The organism is Maribellus sp. YY47 (genome assembly GCF_023111095.1).
Taxonomy (GTDB): domain Bacteria; phylum Bacteroidota; class Bacteroidia; order Bacteroidales; family Prolixibacteraceae; genus Draconibacterium.
In genome coordinates this window covers 172644-195034 of the sequence record NZ_JALGYW010000004.1, presented here as the reverse complement: position 1 = coordinate 195034, position 22391 = coordinate 172644, and the positions used below count along the sequence as shown (strand labels likewise).

14 protein-coding genes are annotated in these 22391 nt (G+C 43.7%); 5 read left to right on the top strand and 9 right to left on the bottom strand.

Translation table 11 applies throughout. The features are described 5' to 3' along the window. Positions 1–150: 150 nt before the first annotated feature. Entirely contained in the window at positions 151–1836 is a 1686-nt protein-coding gene (gene ettA, locus MR764_RS04840) for an energy-dependent translational throttle protein EttA (RefSeq protein WP_247978269.1), read from the top strand. Between the two features lie 154 nt (positions 1837–1990). Here the strand turns inward: ettA and MR764_RS04835 are convergent, their stop codons facing one another. After that, entirely contained in the window at positions 1991–4099 is a 2109-nt protein-coding gene (locus tag MR764_RS04835; protein WP_247978268.1) for a S9 family peptidase, read from the bottom strand. 140 nt (positions 4100–4239) lie between these two features. Between MR764_RS04835 and MR764_RS04830 the strand changes: the two genes are divergently transcribed. Then, positions 4240–5556: a sodium:solute symporter family protein gene (locus MR764_RS04830; protein WP_247978267.1), complete on the top strand. Its 1317-nt coding sequence runs from the start codon at positions 4240–4242 to the stop codon at positions 5554–5556. Here the strand turns inward: MR764_RS04830 and MR764_RS04825 are convergent. From MR764_RS04825 to MR764_RS04790, 8 genes are all read right to left on the bottom strand, one after another. Then, positions 5553–7334 (bottom strand): aminopeptidase P family protein, encoded by a 1782-nt coding sequence (locus MR764_RS04825; protein WP_247978266.1) that lies wholly within the window; start codon positions 7332–7334, stop codon positions 5553–5555. The two genes, MR764_RS04830 and MR764_RS04825, sit on opposite strands and share 4 nt — an antisense overlap. Positions 7335–7358: 24 nt before the next feature. Next, complete coding sequence (locus MR764_RS04820; RefSeq protein WP_247978265.1) at positions 7359–7898, bottom strand: NUDIX domain-containing protein; 540 nt, start codon at positions 7896–7898, stop codon at positions 7359–7361. Between the two features lie 98 nt (positions 7899–7996). Further along, positions 7997–8899 carry an alpha/beta hydrolase gene (locus tag MR764_RS04815; RefSeq protein WP_247978264.1) on the bottom strand — a complete coding sequence of 301 codons (903 nt, stop codon included), beginning with the start codon at positions 8897–8899 and terminating at the stop codon, positions 7997–7999. Positions 8900–8950: 51 nt separating this feature from the next. Then, positions 8951–9484, bottom strand: coding sequence for a hypothetical protein (locus tag MR764_RS04810; protein WP_247978263.1), 534 nt, complete (start codon positions 9482–9484; stop codon positions 8951–8953). A 72-nt stretch (positions 9485–9556) separates the two neighbouring features. Further along, complete coding sequence (locus tag MR764_RS04805) at positions 9557–11401, bottom strand: MFS transporter (RefSeq protein ID WP_247978262.1); 1845 nt, start codon at positions 11399–11401, stop codon at positions 9557–9559. Between the two features lie 30 nt (positions 11402–11431). Further along, complete coding sequence (locus MR764_RS04800) at positions 11432–12766, bottom strand: SpoIID/LytB domain-containing protein (protein WP_247978261.1); 1335 nt, start codon at positions 12764–12766, stop codon at positions 11432–11434. After that, positions 12759–13694, bottom strand: a complete 936-nt coding sequence (locus MR764_RS04795; protein WP_247978260.1) for a DUF4922 domain-containing protein — start codon at positions 13692–13694, stop codon at positions 12759–12761. The genes MR764_RS04800 and MR764_RS04795 overlap by 8 nt, the downstream gene beginning before the upstream one ends. A 1-nt stretch (position 13695) precedes the next feature. Next, on the bottom strand, positions 13696–15153 hold the full coding sequence (locus MR764_RS04790) for a glycosyltransferase family A protein (protein WP_247978259.1): 1458 nt from the start codon (positions 15151–15153) through the stop codon (positions 13696–13698). Positions 15154–15870: 717 nt separating this feature from the next. On the opposite strand from MR764_RS04790, the gene MR764_RS04785 reads away from it, so the two are divergent. The 3 genes from MR764_RS04785 (at position 15871) to MR764_RS04775 (ending at position 22378) form a co-directional block, all read left to right on the top strand. Further along, positions 15871–19062 (top strand): TonB-dependent receptor, encoded by a 3192-nt coding sequence (locus tag MR764_RS04785; RefSeq protein ID WP_247978258.1) that lies wholly within the window; start codon positions 15871–15873, stop codon positions 19060–19062. 30 nt (positions 19063–19092) lie between these two features. Beyond that, positions 19093–21042, top strand: coding sequence for a RagB/SusD family nutrient uptake outer membrane protein (locus tag MR764_RS04780; protein WP_247978257.1), 1950 nt, complete (start codon positions 19093–19095; stop codon positions 21040–21042). 121 nt (positions 21043–21163) lie between these two features. Beyond that, entirely contained in the window at positions 21164–22378 is a 1215-nt protein-coding gene (locus tag MR764_RS04775; protein WP_247978256.1) for an MFS transporter, read from the top strand. Positions 22379–22391: the final 13 nt, after the last annotated feature.

Below are 22391 nucleotides of genomic sequence, written 5' to 3'. Positions count from 1 at the left end.
TAGAACTGCAACTGATCACTGCACTGAACTCTGAACACTGAACTTTGAACTCTGAACCCACCGTCCATTTCCCCTTTAACTATTTCCGGCGTTTCCATTCTTTAATACCGCTTTCTGTTGTATTTTAGCTGCGGAATTAAATTTTGCAAAATGAGCGACGACAAGAAGATAATTTTTTCGATGTATAAGGTGAGTAAGGTTTACCCACCCAACAAAACAGTGATTAAAGACATTTCGCTTTCGTTTTTCCTGGGCGCCAAAATAGGCATTATCGGGTTAAACGGATCAGGAAAATCAACTTTGCTGAAGATCATTGCCGGCCAGGACAAATCGTTTAACGGCGAGCTGGTTTTTGCACCGGGTTATTCGGTCGGCTTACTCGATCAGGAGCCAAAGCTCGATGAAAACAAAACCGTGATTGAAGTGGTGAAAGAAGGCATGCAGGAAACAGTGGATGTACTGAATCGCTACGAAGAAATCAACCAACTGTTTGGGCTGCCCGAGGTGTATGAAAATCCGGACAAAATGGATGAGTTGATGAGCGAACAGGCACAGCTGCAGGAAAAAATGGATGTTCTGGATGCCTGGAACCTCGACAGCAAACTGGAACGTGCGATGGATGCGCTGCAATGTCCGCCGGATGATCAGCCCATCAGCGAACTTTCGGGGGGTGAACGCCGCCGCGTTGCCTTGTGCCGTCTTTTGTTACAGGAACCCGATGTGTTGTTGCTTGACGAGCCTACCAACCACCTCGATGCAGAAAGTATTCAGTGGCTGGAAGCCCACCTCGACCAATACAAGGGAACTGTAATCTGTATCACCCACGACCGCTACTTCCTCGACAACGTGGCCGGTTGGATCCTGGAACTGGACCGTGGTATGGGAATTCCGTGGAAAGGAAACTACAGCTCGTGGTTGGAACAAAAAGCAGCCCGTTTAGAACAGGAAGAAAAAGGCAGTCAGAAACGCAAGAAAACACTGGAACGTGAGCTTGAGTGGGTTCGTATGGCGCCCAAAGCGCGTCAAGCCAAAAGCAAAGCCCGTTTGAGCGCCTACGATAAAATGCTGAACGAAGACACACGTCAGAAAGAGGAACGACTGGAGATTTATATTCCGAACGGTCCACGCCTCGGTGATAAAGTGGTGGAAATGGAAGGCGTTAAAAAAGGTTTTGGCGATCGCATTCTGTTCGAAGACCTGAGTTTCAAACTCCCTCCTGCAGGGATTATCGGTGTTATCGGCCCGAACGGTGCGGGTAAAACCACACTCTTCAAACTCATCATGAAACAGCTGGATGCCGATACAGGAAGCATTGCAATTGGCGAAACCGTGAAAGTAAGTTACGTCGACCAGACGCACAAAGCCATCGATCCGAACAAATCGGTGTACGAAGTAATTTCCGGGGGAACCGAAACCATTATGCTTGGAAACAAGCAGGCCAATGCGCGTGCCTATGTTTCGCGCTTTAATTTCTCGGGATCAGATCAGGAGAAAAAATGCGGGGTGCTTTCGGGTGGAGAACGCAACCGCCTGCACCTGGCACTGGCACTAAAATCGGAAGGCAACCTGTTGCTGCTCGATGAACCGACCAACGACATTGACGTAAATACGCTTCGTGCGCTGGAAGAAGGCCTCGAAAATTTTGCAGGCTGTGCCGTTGTTATTTCGCACGACCGCTGGTTCCTCGACCGTATCGCAACACATATTCTGGCTTTTGAGGGCGAAGGACACGTTCACTTTTTTGAAGGTTCGTTCTCGGAATACGAAGAAAACCGCAAAAAACGATTGGGTGCCGAAGCTCCGAAACGCTTCAAATACAAGAAGCTAAAAGCATAAAATAGAAGCGGCTTCCAACCGCTGGCATCAGAAACCGTTCTCCTTACAGAGTGCGGTTTCTTTTTCTAGTCCCGAAAAAACAAAAAGGAACCGAACACCTCCCTGCCTGTTCGATTCCTTTTCTTTTTAATGCGGCATAAAACCGTAAGTTGCGCTATTCAGTGATTCCGATCTGGTCAAAAATAAAGGCATACTGTAAGGCAACGTCCCTGATCCATTCAAAACGCCCCGAAGCGCCACCGTGTCCAAAATCCATGTTGATATGAAAAATCAGCGGATTATCATCTGTTTTCATATCGCGTAGTTTGGCTACCCATTTGGCAGGTTCCCAGTACTGCACCTGAGAATCGTGCAACCCGGTGGTTACCATCAATGCCGGATAGTCTTTTGCTTCCACATTATCGTAGGGAGAGTACGAAAGCATGTAATAATAATATTTCTCTTCCTTCGGATTTCCCCACTCGTCGAATTCACTGGTCGTAAGCGGAATACTTTCATCCAGCATGGTAGTCACCACATCCACAAACGGAACTGCGGCAATGACTCCTTTGTACAGTTCAGGACGCAAATTGATGCAGGCGCCCATTAACAATCCTCCGGCACTACCTCCTAGCGCAAACAATTTTTCCGGGTTGGTATAACCATCGTCGATTAAAAACTGAGCACAATCGTTAAAGTCGGTGAAAGTGTTCATTTTCTTCAGCAGCTTGCCATCTTCATACCACTGCCGGCCGTTGATCTGGCTTCCGCGGATATGGGCAATTGCATACACAAAACCACGATCGAGCAACGGCAGACGCGATACAGAAAAAGAGGGATCCATGGTTGCTCCGTACGAACCATAGCCATACAGCAACGTCGGGTTGTTACTATCCTTTTTAATGCCTTTTTTATAAACGATCGACATCGGAATCAGGGTTCCGTCGCCTGCCGTGGCATAAATTCGTTTGGTTTCGTAATTGTCCTTGTTAAATCCCCCCAGCACTTCCTGCTCTTTCAACAAAACACGCTCTTTTGTTTTCATGTTGAAATCATAAACAGAGCTGGGTGTTGTCAGCGAAGTATAGCTAAACCGGTACAAATCAGTATCAAAATCAAGATTCACATTTGGACGAACAGTATAAACTTCCTCATCAAAATCAATATAATATTCCTCTCCCTGCCAGGGCATTACACGAAGCCGGTTAATTCCTTCCTTACGTTCTGAAACCACAAGGTAATCCTTGAAAACATCAAAGTCAGAAAAATAGACATCGTTACGATGAGCAATCACTTCCTCCCAGTTCTCTTTTGAGGTGGCTTTGACGGAAGTGCGCATTAATCGAAAGTTTTGTGCATCAAGATTGGTGCGTATATAAAAATAATCTGCTGCCTGATCCACTGAGTAATCCAGCCCTCTTTCGCGTGGTTGAATGATTTTAAATTCACCTTCCGGATGATTGGCATCGAGGTAACGATATTCTGATGTCAGGGTACTTTCACTTCCAATAATCAGGTAATCCTGCGATTTGGTTTTGTAAATAAAACACGAAAACGTTTCATCGGCCTCATTAAAAACTTCCTGGTCATTTTCGAATGGAGTTCCCAAAACATGTTTCATAATCTTCTCTGAACGTAAGGTAACATCGTCTTTGAGCGTGTAGTAAACGGTTTTATTATCGTTGGCCCAAACAGCGCTTCCGGTGGTGAGCGGAATTGCATCCGGTAAAAGTTCTCCGGTTTCCAGGTTTTTAAAATAGATGGTGTATTTCCGTCGGCTAAGCGTATCCACGCCAAAAGCCAGCAGTTTGTTGTCAGTACTTACCGATAATCCTCCAACAGCATAATATTCGTAGCCTTCCGACATTTCATTTACATCCAGCAATACTTCTTCTTCGGCATCCAAACTGCCTTTCCTCCGGCATTCCAGGTAATATTCCTGATCAGCCTCCGTACGATCGTAGTAATAATATCCGTTCTCTTTGTACGGAACCGATTCATCTTCCGGTTTAATCTTCGATTTGATCTCTTCATAAAGCTTTTCCTGATGCGCTTCCGTAGGTTTCATCACCGCATCGGTATATGCATTTTCTGCTTCCAGGTAGGCAATTACCTCCGGATTCTCTCTTTCATTCAGCCAGTAATAATTATCAATACGTGTATCGCCGTGGGTTGTCAGTTCTTTTGGAATCTTTTTAACAACCGGTGGCACTACCTTTTCTTTTGATGAACAGGCGGCCAGAAACAGCATTAGCAATAGGGGGACAATAATCGATTTGTTCATATGAAATAAATTTAAGATACCTGAATTACAGTGTAACGTTCACCCATCCGTTTCTCTTCAACAATCTTGAACCGGATTGATATATTAGTATCGAATGTACAATTTTGTTTCAGATTTTCGATATTTGCAGTCATCACATTATGTTAGTAGAAGGAATCATCATCGCGTATTTTGTTTTTATCGTTGGAATCGGCGTTTACTCGGCCTTCAAGATAAAAAAGCCCGAAGACTACTATGTGGCCGGTAAAAAGGCAGGTTTGCTGCCGGTTTCGGGCAGTTTGCTGGCAACCATTCTGGGTGGTTCGGCCGTGCTAGGCACCATCGAATTAAGCCAGAAAACCGGGTGGGCGGCACTGTGGTTTTTGTTTAGTGCGGCCATTGGCCTGTTTGTGCTCGTACCGCTTTCGAAATACGTAAAACGCTTCGGGAATTTTACCTTGCCCGAGTTACTCGGTACTTTTTACGGGAAAAAAGCTGAAACCATCGCGTCGCTGATTATTCCGATCGCGTGGCTGGGAATTGTAGCTGCGCAGATTATTGCCGCAGCCAAAATTCTTACCGGGCTGAATTCGATTGATTACCCGCAAGCCGCTGTTTTATCGGGGATTGTGTTTATTGTTTACACTTTGCTGGGCGGTCAAATGAGTATTTTAAAAACGGATACCCTGCAATCGGTACTTATCCTTGCCGGAATAATGGCGCTGCTGGTATTCACCTTGCCAGCCCCTGAAAGCATGCAACTTGAAGCCCTGACTCCATCGGCCTTGTTTAATGAATCTTTTGACCTGATCGACCTCGTGATTCTGCTCCTTACCTACTCGGTTACTTTTGTGGTAGGACCCGATATTTATTCGCGTGTATTTTGTGCGCGCAACGAAAAAACTGCCGCCCGCAGCGTTTTAATAGTGGCTTTTATTTTAATCCCGGTTTCATTTGCGCTTACCTGGCTGGGCATTTATTCGAAAGGTTCGGGCGAAGCGATCGTTTCGTTTGCGCAACATTTACTCCCGGCCTGGGCTTACGGGCTTTTTCTGGCGGCCCTGTTATCGGCAGTTATGTCGTCGGCCGATACTACTTTGCTCACTTCTTCGATTATTCTGAGCGAATTGGTTACCGGAAACCTAAACAAGGAAAGGTCCTTAAAACTCACCCGCTACCTGATCGTTGTAATTGGCGGATTGAGCCTGCTGATCGCCTTGTACATCACCTCGATTATCCAGGCACTGCTGCTGGCGCTTACCTTTTTTTCAGGAGCATTTGTAGTCCCCACGCTGGCCGGATTGTTTCAGCTGAAAGTGAACAAAAAGAATGTTGCACTGGCCATGATCACGGGCGGTTTGATTGCCCTGTGTGGAAAGCTGGTAAACGAGTTCACCCACAACCTGGTTGGTAACCTCTTAATTGCCCTTGCTTACCTGGCCAATGCCTTTCTCCTGTTCCGGAAACGAAACGACTAAATTTCTTCTGTCAGCTTATCCAGAAAATCGTGGTACTGTATATCCAGTAAAGGTTTCAACGCTGTATTCACCTGTTTGTGGTATTTATTCAGCCAGTTTTTCTCCCGCTCGTTCAATAAAGCCAGGTTAATCAGCGAAGTATCGATGGGGCAAAGTGTCAACGTCTCAAACTTCAGAAAGCGACCGTAGTCAGTTACTTCCCCTTCCACACACACCATCATATTTTCGGAACGAATACCATAAAGCCCTTCGCGGTAAAATGCAGGTTCGTTCGACATCACATTGCCCGGAAGAATCGGATTTTCGTTGTACTCTTGGCGAATTGCCATCGGACCTTCGTGCACATTCAGAAAGTGCCCCACTCCGTGGCCGGTTCCATGTCCGTAATTCATGCCGTTTTCCCAAAGTGCCTGCCGAGCCAGAATATCCAGGTGACAGCCTTTTGTACCATACGGAAACTTAGCCATGGTTAAACCAATCATTCCCTTTAACACCAACGTAAAATCGGTTTTAAACTGATCGGATACAGCGCCTAGCGCCACAGTCCGAGTTATGTCGGTAGTTCCGTCAATGTATTGTCCGCCCGAATCAAACAACAAAGCGCCATCTGCTTCAACAGGCAAACCATCGTTTGCTCCGATATGCAAATGAACAATGGCTCCGCGGCTCTTGTACCCGACAATCGGCGGGAAACTTTCGCCTTTGAAACCTGCCTGTTTTGATCGGAATTCAGCCAATTTCGCGCCAATTTCATAATCGCTTACCGGCTTCTTCCCTATCGTTTCTTTCAGCCAATACAGAAATTCGACCAACGCAACGCCATCTTTTACCATGGCTTTTCTGAACCCTTCAATCTCAATGGAATTTTTCTGCCCCTTTAAAATGGCAACTTTCGAAGTTCCCTCCACTATCTCATTTTGTTCAATTAGCGCACTGCAGGCGGAATAGTTCAGCGATCCGGAGTCGATAAATATTTTCTTACCGCTTATCTCAGAAAGATAGGTGTAGAATTCAGTATAAGCTTTTAGCTGAACTCCTTCGGTTTCCAGTTTCGATTTTAAAGCCGGATCAATCTTTCCGGCATCAACAAAAAGAGTGCTTTCCGTTGCTCCGATAATACCAAACCCGGTGAATACCGGATTGTAAGGCACATCAGAGCCACGCAGATTATACAACCAGGCCAGTTCATCCAGCATGGAAACAACCTGAAGATCGGCACCGGTTTTAGCTAATTCAACAGCAACTGCCTGTTGTTTTTCTTTCCTGGACAGTCCGGCATACTGTACATCCAGCTCAAACGCCTTATCTGTTGGAATTGCAGGGCGATCTTCCCAAATCGCATCAAATAAATCGGGCGTTTCAACCAGTTCTATATTTTGCTTGACCAGTGTTCTTTGAAGGTTACGAAATTCTGCAACGGTAACCGTTTTTGCATCAATCCCAACGTTACTCCCTGCTTTAAGGTTTTGAGTGAGCCACACTTGCGGCGAAACCGCATCCGGAACACGCAGTTTCATCATTTCAATTCCGCTTCCTTTCAACTCATCGGCAGCCTGTAAAAAATACCGGGAATCGGTCCACAGCGCCGCCTTCTCTTTCGTAACCACTACCAATCCGTAAGAACCGGTAAATCCGGAGATAAACTCGCGTGTTTCCCATCGCTGGGGAAGGTATTCGCTTGAATGAGGATCGGTACCCGAAATGTACCAGGCGTCAATTCCTATTCTACTCATTTCAGCACGGAGGGCTGCTATTCTTTGTTGAATAATATCTTTCATCTTCTAATCTCCCGTTACTTCTATCTAGCTATTTTTCTGTCTTTCTCTTTCAAAATACCTTTTAACAAAACTGTTAATGGATGGCGCCGGAATTTCGGCGTAATCAAACTCATTTTCAGCATAAAAACGATAAGCCAGAATATCATCCATGGCCTTTAAATTCTCCACTGAATCAACACTTACCCAGAAAGCAAGATCGAGGGTGAAAACCTTGAATTCAGAAAAAATATACTCATTGGGTGCCGAAAACAAATACTCCAGACTTGTAACTGTCAACCCAAGTTCCTCTGACAATTCACGGATTACGGCTTCTTCTGCCGTCTCCATCGGATCGACAAAGCCACCCGGCAAATCCAGTTTTCCGTAATCGGGTTCAACGCCGCGGGTAACCAGCATCAATTTTCCGTCTTCGTCGGTAATTAAAGCCGCCACCGCAGCGGCCGAGTTTACAAAATAATGGAATCCGCAGGTTCCGCATTTTAAGGATCGTTCGCCAGAGGGAACAAACTTTTCGGAACCGCATTTCGGACAGTATTTTAAAATTCTCAGTGGATGAGTACTCATGGAAATCAGATTTGTGAATGTCGATTAAGGATTGAAGATTTAAGAAGGATTTTCCAGGGAAAAAACTTCTGCAATCATTATTCGTTAATCAGCATTCTTTATTCAACAATCTTTCTGGCTTTCAGCCAGTCAACAAACATATTGGGCCAGTTATTGGCAGGCAGACCTTCCTGTCTGATTCCAAATCCGTGGCCACCTTTTTGGAAAATGTGCAGTTCTGCCGGCACTTTATTGCGTTTCAAGGCCGAATAAAATTCGATCGAATTTCTTGGCGGAACTCCCGCGTCGTCGTCGGCCAGTATTAAAAATGTTGGTGGTGTTTCTGCCGTTACATTTAATTCGTTTGAATATTTGCGCACCAGTTTTTGGTCGTGTCCTTTGCCGATGAGGTTTTCACGCGAACCCATGTGAGTGAACTCTTCGTTCATGGTAATAACAGGATACAACAGCAACATAAAATCGGGGCGGCAGCTGAATTTTTCAACCGGGTCTTCGCTTTGCGCATTTCCTGCATCGAAAACGGTTCCAGCAGTGGAAGCCAAATGACCTCCGGCAGAAGAACCGGCAATTCCTATCTTTTCAGGATTGATTCCCCACTTCTCCGCATTTGCGCGAATGGTGCGCATGGCGCGCCGGGCATCCCACGACGGAATTTCATCATGTCCGTAGGGAAGCCGGTATTTCAGCACAATTCCGGCAATACCTTTTTCCTGTAAAAAACGCGCCACATCGTACCCTTCGTGATCCATTGCTTCGATGGCATAACCTCCTCCGGGGCAAATCAAAACAGCGGTGCCGGTGTTAATTTCCTTCCCGGGAAGGAAAACATACATTTCGGCCTCCGATACATTTCGTACCCGAACACCATCGTACTTTTCTTCGGGTAATTTCATCCCGTTATCGTTGGGTGCGCCATTCGGCCATACTTTTAACACTTCATTTTGAGCATCAACGCCCACGCTTATAAACATGATAATTACAATTAATCGAATTAGTTTCATTGGTTTATGATTTAAGAAAAAAGCGGTTGGTTCTTCACCTCCCGCCCTTTTTTATTTTGATTTTACTCCTACAAAATAATGGTCTTTTTCTGAAAAGAGAACATTGAACGTTGTCAACGATCCATAAACACGTGTAATGTACTGTTGAATGTTTACTTTTTCCTCGTCAGAAAGTGAAGTGCTGCTGTTAATGTTCTGCTCCAGAACCCTTAAACGGTCGCGCAACATTACAATTTTATGAAAGAAGGTTTCAATTGGTATTTCTTTGGGTTGAAGCGCAGGATTTGCCGGCTGCATCAACAATGTTCCTCCCTGCCACTTTTCGCCCAATGGAACAATTTCGCTTAATGCACCGTACTGATCGAGCACGTAAGTCATCACTTTTTCAAAATCTTTTATCGATAATCCGGACTTGGCTCCCGTTTGATTTAACTGCAAAACCTTCAAATCGGTATTTCGCTTGGTAATTTCGATTTTACCTCCGCGTTCAAAAAATATCTCGTAGGCAGTGATGTTATCCTTACTGATAATCCCTTCGCCATATCTTGGGTGTTCGACCCTCGTTCCAACGGTTAATTCTTCCATGTTTTACTGATTTTACAAAGCGTTAAATGTAAAATATTTTAGGCAAAAACTGACAGTCAAATCAGAGATCCTTTATGAATTCTGCTTGTTATTCCGAATTCCAAAACTACGATCGATTTTCAAAAAAGGTAAAACCGCAAAAATGGGCAGTGTACAAATCATCACCCAAATAAAGAAATGCTGATAACCCAGAATTTCCTGTAACCAACCGCTCACCATTCCCGGAATCATCATCCCGAGCGCCATAAAACCAGTGGCAATCGCATAATGCGCGGTTTGGTACTTTCCCTGTGCAATGTAGATGAGGTACAACATGTAGGCAGTGAATCCGAAGCCGTAACCAAACTGCTCCACCACCACTGCCGCCATTACATACCACAACGAATCGGGTGTAAATACAGATAATAAAAGATATCCAAGGTTGGGCAGGTTAATGGCCAGCGCCATCCACCAAATCCAGTATTTCAAACCGTTTCTGGAAGCAACAATGCCTCCCAGAATTCCACCAACCGTAAGTGCGATCATTCCTGCCGTTCCGTAAACAAGTCCGAGGTCACCTGTGGTAAGGCCTAAACCTCCGGCTTCTTTTGCATCCAATAAAAACGGTGACGCCATTTTTACCAGTTGCGATTCGGCTAAACGGTACAAAAGCATAAACAGCAAAGCCGCACCAATTTGTTTCATCCTGAAAAAACTGGCAAAAGTTTCCAGAAACTCACTCCAGATTCCTTTACTATTCGATTTCGCAGCAACATCGCTTGCCGGCCTTGGCAACATAAACCGATGGTAAAGGTGAAACAGCACAAAAAGTACAGCCACCACTACAAACAACACCAACCATGCAAAACGAATGTTCCCCGACCGGCCAATAAAACTGGCCTGCGTGGGTTTATTTAATTTCGAATCGAGCTGAACTACCGCAAAGGCAGGTTTGTCCCAGTTGCTTTCATTAAACTCGTAACGGTATTCATGAATCAGACGAATACTGTTGTCACCGTTATCAAATCCAAAATTCAAAACCAGTTGATCCCCAGCATTTGGTTTCTTAGAAAGCTGAATGGGTAAGATCGCGTAGTTTCCTACTTGCGCACTCTTCTTTTTCTCTTCTGAATTGAAGAGTTTTTTTAACGATTTTTCCAATGGAATAACAACATACTTTTTCCAAATGCCGGGCCTTTTATCTTTCGTTACTTTTTCCTCTTTCAAATAAAATCCGTGATCGATGTTCCACTGATCAATCCTTTTAAACACCGAATCAGCTTTAATTGCTGACACTTTACCAATTGGAATTGTCAACGTTTCGGGAGCGACAAAATAAGTTTCACCCGTTTCATTTAAAGCGGAAAAGCTTTCCGGATTAAAATCATTCTGAAGAATGGCATTTCGCTGAGCTTCTACCTCTACTTTCAAAGGAGGCAAACCGGTTGCAGTTTCAAGCGTGCCGGCCAGAATTACCAGCAAACCTTGTCCGGTCAACATCGCAAACCGGTAAAAAGTGCTTCTGATCCCCACAAAGAAAGCCTGGTCTCCCGACGATAACTCCAGCATGTAGTAACCATCGGCAGCAATATCGTGTGTGGCCGAACTAAAAGCCAGCAACCAAAAGAAAGCCATGGTATACCGGAAAAAATTATCGGCAGGAATAGTAAAAGCAACGCCCGCCAAACCGGCCCCGATCAGCAATTGCATGATTATGATCCAGTAGCGCTTGGTTTTGAAAAGATCGACCAAAGGACTCCACAAAGGTTTGATCACCCAGGGTAAATACAACCAGCTGGTGTAAAGTGCAAATTGCGCATTCGAAATGCCCAGCCGTTTGTACATGATCACAGAAAGGGTCATTACCATTACGTAGGGCAGACCTTCGGCAAAATAAAGAGTGGGAACCCAAAACCAGGGAGAACGTTTTTTAGTCATTTTTTTCGGTTTGATGTTGAAGATAGGTTTTTAATATCGTTTTTCCAGTGTGGCGTTTTTAAAATAGTGTTTCAGAATTTCGTCGTATTTATATCCTTTGTGTCCCATCACGGCAGCACCAATCTGGCAAAGCCCCACACCGTGTCCCCAGCCTGCGCCTTTCAATACAAATTTTCCGGGCAGACCGTTTTCAACCTCCAGCTTCTCAACCAGAAATGCTGAGCTGTATAAATGTGACTCGCTTAACCAGCGACGTATTTCCAACTCTTTTCCAACAGTAATCGTTCGTTTTGAACCTACAATTTTCATGCGAATCAGACGACCTGACGTCCCTCTTTCAACAGGGACCAAATCCAAAATATCGCCAAAATCGATTCCGGAACGTCGCCGGATCAGATCGCTAATTTCTGCCTGCGAATATTCCACCGTCCAGCGATAAAAGTCTTTCGCCGACCAGTCGTAATCGTTCAACACCTGCTTCAACACTACCTCATCGTGCGTATTGCAAAAAGCTTCAGGCTCATCGGTGATCCATTTCGCTGCATTTTTCTCAATCGTCAAATCCTGCTCAAAACCCGCCGGAAATTGGGGATTATCCACCACAGCTGTCAGATAAGGATGACTGACCGGCTCCCAGCAATTCTCAAACCGTTCGGCTATCCCTCCGCAGGCTTTCGAAAAACGGGCATCGCACACTTTGCCATCGTAAGAAAGAATTACACCCGAAGTTTCATTCACTGCCTTTACTACATTGGGATTGTCAGCACGCGTTACTCCCTGGTAGCGCTGGCAATGATCGTCGGCACACACATGAAAATTACTGTGATCTTCACGGTCGTACCATTTTATGTATTCATGCTCGGAAACAAAGGTGCTTTCATATTTTTCGGTCGCCCCGGTGATCTGCTCCTGTTTTTCGATTTGCGCAATCAGCCAGCTGCGGGAAATGATGGCATGTGCTTTTAAAAGTTCCAGCGAACTGTTGGCACTCATTTCGGAAGAAATCACCGAAATCAAATAGTTTTCCAGCGGCAAAACATTAATAGCAGTAACTTTTCCGTCTTCAACAATCAGTTTTAGTGCGCCTTTAAATTTCTGATTTTCTTTTTGCTCCCAGTGAAAGTTCACACCGATCACAACGTCTTTCAGTTGAAATTCAGTTTGATCAAAATCGATCGGAGTAAACAATAATTCTTTTTCACAAAAATCGGAGTTATGCATTTTAAGCATTCCATTTTCATATCTTACCGATTGCTCTCCGGAAAGCACAGCAGAATTGCCATTCAACAGAAATGAACCATTTAAAGAAAACAGAATTTCGTCGGCACTCATGATGCCCACGTCGATGGTTGGGATTTTATGCATTTTCTAGCTTTTGTATCAATTGGTTAAACGCAGACTTAGAATAAAGTACCTGCTTAAAAATATCACTAATGTCTTCCTGGGTGATTTTATCAAAATCCTTTTCCAGCGGAGTGATCAATACACCGCCCATATCCACCGATGCCGGACTGATCAGAATGTTCCCCTCCCCTTCTGCAAAATATTGCGCAGGACGATGAATCGCTCTCGGAAAGACAATCACCTTCCATTTGCCGCCTTCGTAAAACGCTAGAATATTCATCATCGGTTCCTCTTCAGCTGCCTCTAAATTTTCATATATTTTCTGAAAATCCTTTTCAAGAACATCCTTTTCGGCCGATTCCAGCAAAAGAAAATTACGCAGACCATCTTTTACTGCCCACACATCTGATTTTAAATAATTAAGCTTTTGCGACGCACCATTTTTCAGCTTTTCAAGCTCGTCCTCGATCGGCATAAATCCCCTGTTTCCGGCCTGAAAATGGAAATGATCGGGAGCAGAAGCGCCGCATTTTGGGCCATTGTAAAAGAGGGTAAATCCCTGCAACGAGAAGGCCAGTTCCAGCATGTCGCCCAAACGTCCTTTTATTTGCTGAGGAACGTGTTCGGCTTCTACAATCGTAAAATGTTGAGGAAAAATGGGGAAAGGATTCACGAGCACCGAATAAGAACCTATAACAATTCCACGCTGTTCTTTTGGGCGATTGGCACTGCACAAAAAACACGGGCGTGCCTCAATGGATTTGGCATCCACTTTTGCAGCGGAAGAAACAATTCGTTCCGGATTAAACTGAACGTTTATCTCAACTTCATCAAAGTTGAAAGCCCGTGTGCGTACTTTCTCCAACCCGGCAAAATTTTTGGTAGCCAGCGGCCATCCTTCTTTTTGCTCCGTCAGCAATTGTAATACCTGTTCAGTGTACTGCTGCATATCAGGCATTTTTACGTTGACGCGCTTTTAATTCGATGGTGCGAATACGGTCTTTGTAGGTATTGTGAGCATTTACTTTTACAATATCGAGCGCAGCATCGGAATTATCGTCCCAACGGCGGCACAGGTATAGATTTTCGTAGATCCTGCCAATTGAATAGTCTCTCGAAATTGCCAAGCCAACCGCATAATCTTCACCATAACTCACGTTAGGAATTTTCACCTCACGCAATACCGGCGTATAAAAGGCACGCGGCGCTCCCAGTCCGTTTATGCGCAAAGCATTATTTTTACCGTTGTCAGGCGTCCATTCGCGGTGGTCGATAATTCCCGGAGGAACTTCTTCGAGCTTGAAGTTTACCAACTGGTAGGTTCCGACTACCATCGCACATCCTTCCTGTTCGAATACATCGACTACTTTTTGCAGTGTATTTTCATCTTTATAAATATCGTCGCTATCGAGTTGAACGGCAAACATTCCGCATCGCGAATCGTGTACAGCCAGGTTCCAGCATCCACCAATTCCCAGATCGTTTTGTTCGGGAATAATGTGCACTACCCTTTTGTCCTTGTCCGCAAACGAGCGAATAATTTCCGTTGTTCTATCTGTTGAATGATTATCAACAATGATCAGGTTAAAATCAAAGCTTGTTTCTTGCGACAAAACAGATTCAATCGCATCGGCAATTGTTTTTTCCCGGTTGCGGACCGGAATCACTACTGAAGCTTTTTGTTTAAAAGCAGCCTGATCAAATTCCAACACATTTGTTTCGGGCGCCAGCCAGGCTTTCACATCCTTCAAATGTTCGGTAACAGCCTGCTCCATTTCAATTTGCACACTCCGGTTTTTGGGATCCACGTAATCAAACAATTTCTGTCCGCTTTTTCGCAGATCCGTTTCGTCGATGGTATATAAAAACTCAGGAATCCGGATAAATTCTCCCAATTGCGATAATTTCAAACGCAGGTAATACATTCCGGCATTTTCAAACTCCTGGATCATGCTATCAATCGCTTGTTTCAAAGCATCGGCGCGGTATAAAACCAGAGGTCCAAAGTTAAAATCGTCGCGCAAACTGCCTTCCTGATAATCGATTACCGGATGTGCAGAAAGCTGTCCTTCTTTTACTTCATAGTAATCAGAATACACTTTTACGGCACCTGTAGCTTCGGCAACTCCCAACATCCGCTCCAAAGCAAACTGTCCCATAGAAAGCCTTGTATCTTTTGATAACAACAACACATAATCTACATCGGAAATCGTTTCAGCAAACGCTTTCAACCAGTTTGTACTTCCGAATCCTTTATAGGAAAAAGCTTTGGCCTTACCTCCCGCTTGTCTGGCGGTTTCATCAGAAACATAAATAGTTTGAGCAAGAGGGTTTTGCTGCAATTCACGAATAACATCCGTTACAGTTTCAATACTTTCAACCGGCAGGTAGCAATTTATTCCAGTCATGTTTATTGTTATTATTAAGCTTTTATTTATTACTCCAACAAATTTAAAAGAATCTTTCAAGCTTATTTCAAATGAATGATGTTTAGCACGACAATAATCAATCAAACGAAATGCAATGTTGGTAATCTTTAAAAATTGATTTGATGTTTTCGGAATAACGATACCAGCGAATTTTCATCTTCTGTTACCTACCCATTTACTTACATTACTACATTTTGTGTAATGCTATATTTTAGTTCTACAACGTTAAATAAGTGAGTTTTTTACACTTCTAGGCACAAATACACATACTCCTGGCTACCACAGCATTAAACCATTCCATTTCACAATTAGTAACTCCTTACATGTTTTACAACAGGTCGGTAATGGTAGGGAATTACGTCCAACCTGTATAATTTAGAACCGCAGACTAAAATTTTTAGGATGCTGAAAACAACGTAAAACAATAACTTAAACTTGACGAAAACATTTTTTTACGTCCTTGAATTATCAGGCTCTGGCCATATCACCAAAAAGTAAAAGGGAAAAACTAAGTTGATTAATAAATAAGCGAGTTTTAATTATACTTATTAACGAACTAAATCTTTACACAATAAAACGACCGGAATATCTACATTAAAACTAAGTAACTGGAACGTTAACGAGCCTGGTCAGTTATAAGGCGTTTCGAAAAGAACAATAATTTAATTTGTTTAACAAGCTAAACCATTAATTCTTATGGAAAAAAACGTAATTGTTTTGCTTTTCCAACACTTGGGAAAGTGGAAAAAGCTAAGCTGTATTGCCATAATTCTACTGGCAAGTATGCTAACAATCGCACCAAATTCCTATGCGATTGACAATCCCACAACTTCGAAGACCTCCACAGACGGATTACAGGATAAAACAATCAGAGGTAAGGTTATTGACGATACAGGTGCTCCCCTACCCGGAGTTTCTGTTGTAGTTAAAGGTACAACAGTGGGAATTATTACCGATGTTGACGGTAACTATTCATTGGAAGTTCCTGCCAATGCAGAAACTGTTGTTTTCTCGTTTGTTGGAATGAAGCCACAGGAAGTTAGAATTGGAAACAACACTACGATTAATGTAACATTGGAAACTGAAGCCATCGGTCTGGACGAAGTAATTGCGGTAGGTTATGCCATGCAAAAGAAAGCCAATGTTGTTGGTTCTGTTGCTACTGTTAGTGGCGATCAAATTGAATCAATTCCGGCAGCCGATGTTACCAACACCTTGTCAGGCCGTATGCCTGGTGTAACCGGTATTCAAACAACAGGAGAACCAGGACAGAGTGATGCCAGACTTTTAATTCGTGGTCGCACAACATTAGGAGACAGCGATGCTGCCAAAGATGAAGCCCTAACCGCTCCTTTGGTGGTAGTTGATGGAATTCCGGGTCGTTCGTTAAGTGACATTGACCCTGTGGACATCGAAAGTGTGTCGGTACTGAAGGATGCTTCTGCAGCCATTTACGGAGCCTCTGCTGCGAACGGTGTTATTCTGGTAACAACCAAACAAGGACAAGCTGGAAAGCCCAGAATGAACTACCAGTTCTACCAGGGATTTATGACACCCACCATCCTGCCCAAAGTAACCAACGCCGGCGATTATGCTACCATGTTGAGTGAATATCAGGATTATGAAGGTAAACCAAGAACTTATTCTGATCAGGATATTGCCTTGTTCTACAGTGGCCGTGATCCATGGGTACACCCCAACAGCAACTGGGTTGGCGATCTTGTAGCCGATTGGACTACAACCAGCAAACATAACTTCAGTATCGATGGTGGTTCAAATGGTATGCGTTATTATGTGTCCTTAGGGTACAAAAACGAAGAAGCCATCTATGAGCAGCAATCAACCAATTACAAGCAATATAATATTCGCGCAAAACTGGAAATGCCAATTACCGATTGGTTAAGTACTTCTATTGACTATGCCGGATTCTTAAACAACAAAAAGTATCCGACTAAAGGTGCCGGTGATATCTACGGGCAATCGACCCGTTTGCTTCCCACCCGCTGGTCTTTCTGGCCCAACGGCTTACCTGGCCCCGATATTGAATATGGAGACAACCCTGTTGTGACTTCTACTTTTGAAGGAGGTTACGATGATCAAAAAGACTACATCAATCAATTTACATTTAAAGGTACCATAACTCCTCCTATGGTAAAGGGATTGACTTTGAGTGGTTACTATACATACGATGTTTCCAACTGGTACAGGAAACGTTTCCGCAAACCGTGGACACTGTATACCGAAAACTGGGAAGCAGCAACCTACGACTCGGAAGGCTACGTAATTGACATGGATCTTACGCCAGCACTTCGTGGTTATTCTGCTCCTGAACTGGCTGAAGATTATACCCGTAATATTCGCAAGTTAGCTAACTTCAACTTCAACTATGCCCGTGAATTTGGCGACCACTCAGTGAACATCTTCGGAGCTTACGAACAAATTGATCAGTCCAGCAATAATTTCGGAGCATTCCGTAAATATTATATTTCTGATGTTGTTCAGACAATCGACGCAGGAGCCAACCTGGATAAAGACAACTGGGGTTCCATGTGGATTTATGCTCGTAAATCACTTATCGGACGTGTTAATTACAGTTACCAGGGGAAATATTTATTCGAAGCTTTGTTCCGTCGTGACGGTTCGCTGAAATTCCCGCCGGATAGCCGCTGGGGTAACTTTCCCGGTTTTATGGCAGGGTGGCGTGCGTCTGAAGAAAATTTCTGGAAAGAAAACTTGTCAGTTATTAACTACTTCAAATTAAGGGCATCGTATGGTAAAATGGGTATGGACCCGGGTGATCCGTTCCAATACATGAACAAGTACAAATTAGGAACAGGTTTAACCATGGGATCAGGTAAAGTTGTTGAAACAGTTGTTCAACAGGCAACTGTTGCTAATCCAAATATTACCTGGGAAAAGCAATCGACTTACAACCTTGGTTTCGAATCACAGATCATGGATAACCTGTTTTCATTAAATGCTGATTTCTTCTACCAAAAACGTAGCGATATCCTGGCAAAAAAAGATGCTTCGGTCCCCACATTTACGGGACTATCATTACCAAGCGAAAACATCGCAGAAGTAGATAACCGTGGTTTTGAAATTGAAGCCGGATACCACAAAAGTATCAACAACGACCTTCGGGTTGATGTTATCGGTAATATTGGCTACACCCACAACGAGGTGGTATTTATGGATGAACCGGAAAGAGCTGAAGCATGGCAACAGCGCACCGGACACCCTTACGGTGCATGGTTAATGTACGATGCCATCGGTATATTTGCCGACGAAGCTGCAGTTAATGCATATCCTCACTGGGATGGCGCAAGACCTGGTGACGTTATTTTCCGCGATGTTGATGGCGACGGTTCCATTACAAGCGACGATAAAATTCTGGTAGACAAAGCCAATGCTCCCGAAATCACCTACGGATTGTCGTTGGATATCAGTTACAAAAACTGGAATTTAACAGCGTTAGCACAAGGACAGGGAACTTACTACCGGATGAACATTGCAGATGGTCGCCGTGGTGAAGCAGGTAACTACTTCCAATGGAGTTTTGATAATCGCTGGACACCGGAGAATACACACACCGATGTAGCGAGAGCCTACAACCGTGATGACCTTTACTGGTCGTTCGACCGAAACATGAGCACTTACCATTTGGATAACATGGCCTATTGCAGATTGAAAAACCTTGTTCTTACCTATACTATTCCGGATGACGTATTCGGAAAATTCGGTATCTCAAGAGCTCAGGTATATTTCGCAGGAAACAACCTTTTCCTGATCTATGCAGCTCAGAAAAATTTCGATCCTGAAATTGGAGCGCCAATGAACTATCCTGCTGTTAAAACACTGGCACTTGGTGTAAAAGTTACATTTTAGTGAATCAATGAATTTTGAAAAATGACGAATATGAAAAAAATATTAGGATATTCAATACTGTTGTTCTCACTTATATGGGTAACGACATCCTGCGACGATATTCTCGATCAGAAAGCGGTGGATGCTTTTAACGAGGAATCTGTATTCAGCGATCTGAACCTCACCAAAGCATATCTGGGAAGATGCTACGACTTCATTGGCGTTGACGATAATATGCTTTTGGGCCTGCGCGAAGACCTGCTTTCAGGGGCAACCGATGAATTACTGTGTATTCACCGCCCCGGAGGTTATCCTTTTGTTAAAGGAAACATGACCCCCGATGAATTGGGGCACTTTGGGAACTGGCGTTTTAACTGGATCACCTGGGGTTTGTACTCCAACATTAAAAACGTTAACGTATTTCTGGCTAACGTTGATAAGGTACCTGTTGAGAATCAAGGGCAACAGGATGAACTGGATGTGATGATCGCTGAAGCTTATTTCATCCGTGCTTTCGACTATACCAACCTGATGCGCTCCTATGGCGGTGTTGTTTTAATTGACGAGCCTTTTGCTCTGGACGACGACTTCCTTTCAATTACCAGATCATCTTTGGATGCAACACTCGATTTTATTCTTGCTGACCTGGATGAAGCCATTAAAGGCCTTCCTACCAAAGACGCTATGGAACAAGGACGTGCAACCAAGGGCGCTGCTGCGGCACTCAAGTCTCGTCTGTTGAGTTGGAGTACCGGAGAACTTATGCATGGTGCTTATTCCAATGATGAACTGGTTTCTTTCAAGTCTCATAGCAGATCTTCTTTACTTGAAGAAGCCAAAACGATTGCGAAAGATATCATGGATGGAGATTATGGTGACTATGCATTAACCTCGGTAAATGGTTTATCCGATCCACCTTCTCCTATGACTGAAGCCGATGTAGATGCATATGCCGAAAACTTCTTCAGCATTTTCACACAAAAAGGCGCATGGAACGACGAAGCAATCTGGGGAGTTCAACATTTACAGGCCGTAGGTAACAGAACTACTCAAAACAGATGGTGGGGTCCGAACGGATACCACAACTGGGGTAATAATGGGCCAAACGAACCTGTTGTTCGTGAATTTGAAATGGCCGACGGTTCTGCTTTTGTGTGGGATAAATACAATCCGGGAGATAACATCTACAGGGTTGCCACAGCAGCTCAAAAGGCTGCAGATCCGGAAAGAAATCCATACGTTGGTCGTGAACCACGTTTCTATGCATCAATCTTGTTTGACGGAGCGAAATGGATTGACCGCCCAACTGACGGCGCAGCATTAGACCCAGAAGGTCGTGTTCAAACCAGCTACAAATTGAATACAAGTGGTACTGACTATATCGGACTTGGACAAGCAGCATTCTCTACAAAAGTTGATGCTTTTGTAAATGCAGCAACTGGTAATCAGGTAGCCGGACTTGATACGCGCCAGGGACCTATTGAAGCGTGGAACGGAACGAAAAACGGGTACTACATCAAAAAATACCAGGATCCTGCAACTGTCGGTCAATATTTCAATAACGAAAATGCATGGATCGAAATGCGTTACGCCGAAGTAGTTCTGGATTATGCCGAAGCATGTATCGAATTAGGTGGAGAAAACCTGCAAGCAGGGATCGATGCACTTAATATGATCCGTAACCGTGCCGGATTACCCGACCGCGTGACATCGAGCCAGGAACAGGCTAGAGAATGGTATCGCCACGAGCGCCAGGTTGAATTCTTTGGCGAAGGCGACCGTTGGTATATGATCCGTAAATGGATGATTGCTGACGAAGTCATTCAAAATGTAAGTCCAATGAATATTTACCATTTCCAGGATGGTACAACAATTTGGAATTACAATGAAGCAACACCTGTGGACCAAAGGTCATGGAATGACGTCAACTACTGGTTACCAATATCGCGTACCGAGAAAAACAAGGCTCCGCAATTACAACAAAACCCGGGGTATAACTAATGGTTTAATTTCGCTAGAAAATAAAAAGACCGGCTTTGAAAAGCCGGTCTTTTTTACAAGTTATCACTGCAATCGATATCAAAACAATCAAATCAAAACTTATACAATAACGCAAAATACTATGGCAAGCACTACAATTAACACAGGAACGATAAGAATCAAACTTTCATTAATGCTGTTTCTGCAGTATATGATGTATGCTGTATGGTGGGTTCCGTTGGCTGCCTATCTTACCAATCTGGAGGTAAGCAGTCTTGAGAAATCACTGATTTTAAGTTCTATGGCCATCGGCTGTATTTTCTCACCTGTGGTTGGAATGCTGGCCGACCGTTTTTTCGCAGGTCAAAAGGTTTTAGCCGTTTTAAATACCATCAATGCAGCCATGTTATTTCTTGCCGGCAGTACCAACAATCATGACATACTGTTTATCTGTCTGGTAATTGCGATGTTGGGGTATATGCCAAGCTGGAGCCTCACCAGTTCCATTGCTATGGCTCACCTTGATTCGGAACAATTTCCAAAGGTTCGTATTTTTGGCTCTATCGGGTGGGTAGCCTCAGGTATTTTCAGTGTACTTTTTATCAAAGTACTGAATATCGATTTCGATGGTACCAACCTTCCCTTTTATTGTGGTGCCGGTGTAAGTTTAATTGCCATTCTGACCAACCTTGCTCTTCCTGACACTCCTCCTCCAGCCAAAGGACAAAAAGGATCATTGATCGACACCTTTGGTCTGAGAACAATAGAACTGATGAAGGACCGAAATTTTGCCATGTTCATCCTTTTCTCGTTCTTATCCATGATTCCATTTGCCATGTATTATTCATTTTTCTCTGAATTTCTTTTAAACATTAAAACCAAGTATATCTCGGTTACCATGAATTGGGGAGTACTCGCAGAAATGGGATTTTTACTCCTGGTAACACCAGCCATAAAGAAGTTTGGATTAAGAAAGGTAATGATACTGGGTTTGATGGCTTTGTTTATCAGATACCTGTCGTTTTGGGCAGGAGGAGTAATCCACCAAAGTTGGATGTTTTACATTGGTATTCTAATTCACGGGTTAATTTTTGGTTTCTTTTACGTAGGTGGCCAAATCTACATTGACAAAAAAGCACCTGCTGAATTAAAATCGCAGGCGCAGGGATTTATATTCCTGGTTACGTTTGGTGTCGGGTTATTGGTGGGTAATTTTATTTGTGCCCATATTATCGACCTTTTTAGAAGTCCTGAAGGATACAACTGGGATGCAATCTGGGGGATTATAACGCTAATGTCAATTCTTTTACTTGTATTATTCACCATCTTCTTTAAAAACAATACTGAAAACCAGTAAAAAAGGAAGAAGA

Bases quoted from the DNA above. Each gene is read 5' to 3' on its own strand.
- ettA (WP_247978269.1), top strand. From the start codon at position 151: ATGAGCGACGACAAGAAGATAATTTTTTCGATGTATAAGGTGAGTAAG.
- MR764_RS04835 (WP_247978268.1), bottom strand. From the start codon at position 4,099: ATGAACAAATCGATTATTGTCCCCCTATTGCTAATGCTGTTTCTGGCC.
- MR764_RS04830 (WP_247978267.1), top strand. From the start codon at position 4,240: ATGTTAGTAGAAGGAATCATCATCGCGTATTTTGTTTTTATCGTTGGA.
- MR764_RS04825 (WP_247978266.1), bottom strand. From the start codon at position 7,334: ATGAAAGATATTATTCAACAAAGAATAGCAGCCCTCCGTGCTGAAATG.
- MR764_RS04820 (WP_247978265.1), bottom strand. From the start codon at position 7,898: ATGAGTACTCATCCACTGAGAATTTTAAAATACTGTCCGAAATGCGGT.
- MR764_RS04815 (WP_247978264.1), bottom strand. From the start codon at position 8,899: ATGAAACTAATTCGATTAATTGTAATTATCATGTTTATAAGCGTGGGC.
- MR764_RS04810 (WP_247978263.1), bottom strand. From the start codon at position 9,484: ATGGAAGAATTAACCGTTGGAACGAGGGTCGAACACCCAAGATATGGC.
- MR764_RS04805 (WP_247978262.1), bottom strand. From the start codon at position 11,401: ATGACTAAAAAACGTTCTCCCTGGTTTTGGGTTCCCACTCTTTATTTT.
- MR764_RS04800 (WP_247978261.1), bottom strand. From the start codon at position 12,766: ATGCATAAAATCCCAACCATCGACGTGGGCATCATGAGTGCCGACGAA.
- MR764_RS04795 (WP_247978260.1), bottom strand. From the start codon at position 13,694: ATGCAGCAGTACACTGAACAGGTATTACAATTGCTGACGGAGCAAAAA.
- MR764_RS04790 (WP_247978259.1), bottom strand. From the start codon at position 15,153: ATGACTGGAATAAATTGCTACCTGCCGGTTGAAAGTATTGAAACTGTA.
- MR764_RS04785 (WP_247978258.1), top strand. From the start codon at position 15,871: ATGGAAAAAAACGTAATTGTTTTGCTTTTCCAACACTTGGGAAAGTGG.
- MR764_RS04780 (WP_247978257.1), top strand. From the start codon at position 19,093: ATGAAAAAAATATTAGGATATTCAATACTGTTGTTCTCACTTATATGG.
- MR764_RS04775 (WP_247978256.1), top strand. From the start codon at position 21,164: ATGGCAAGCACTACAATTAACACAGGAACGATAAGAATCAAACTTTCA.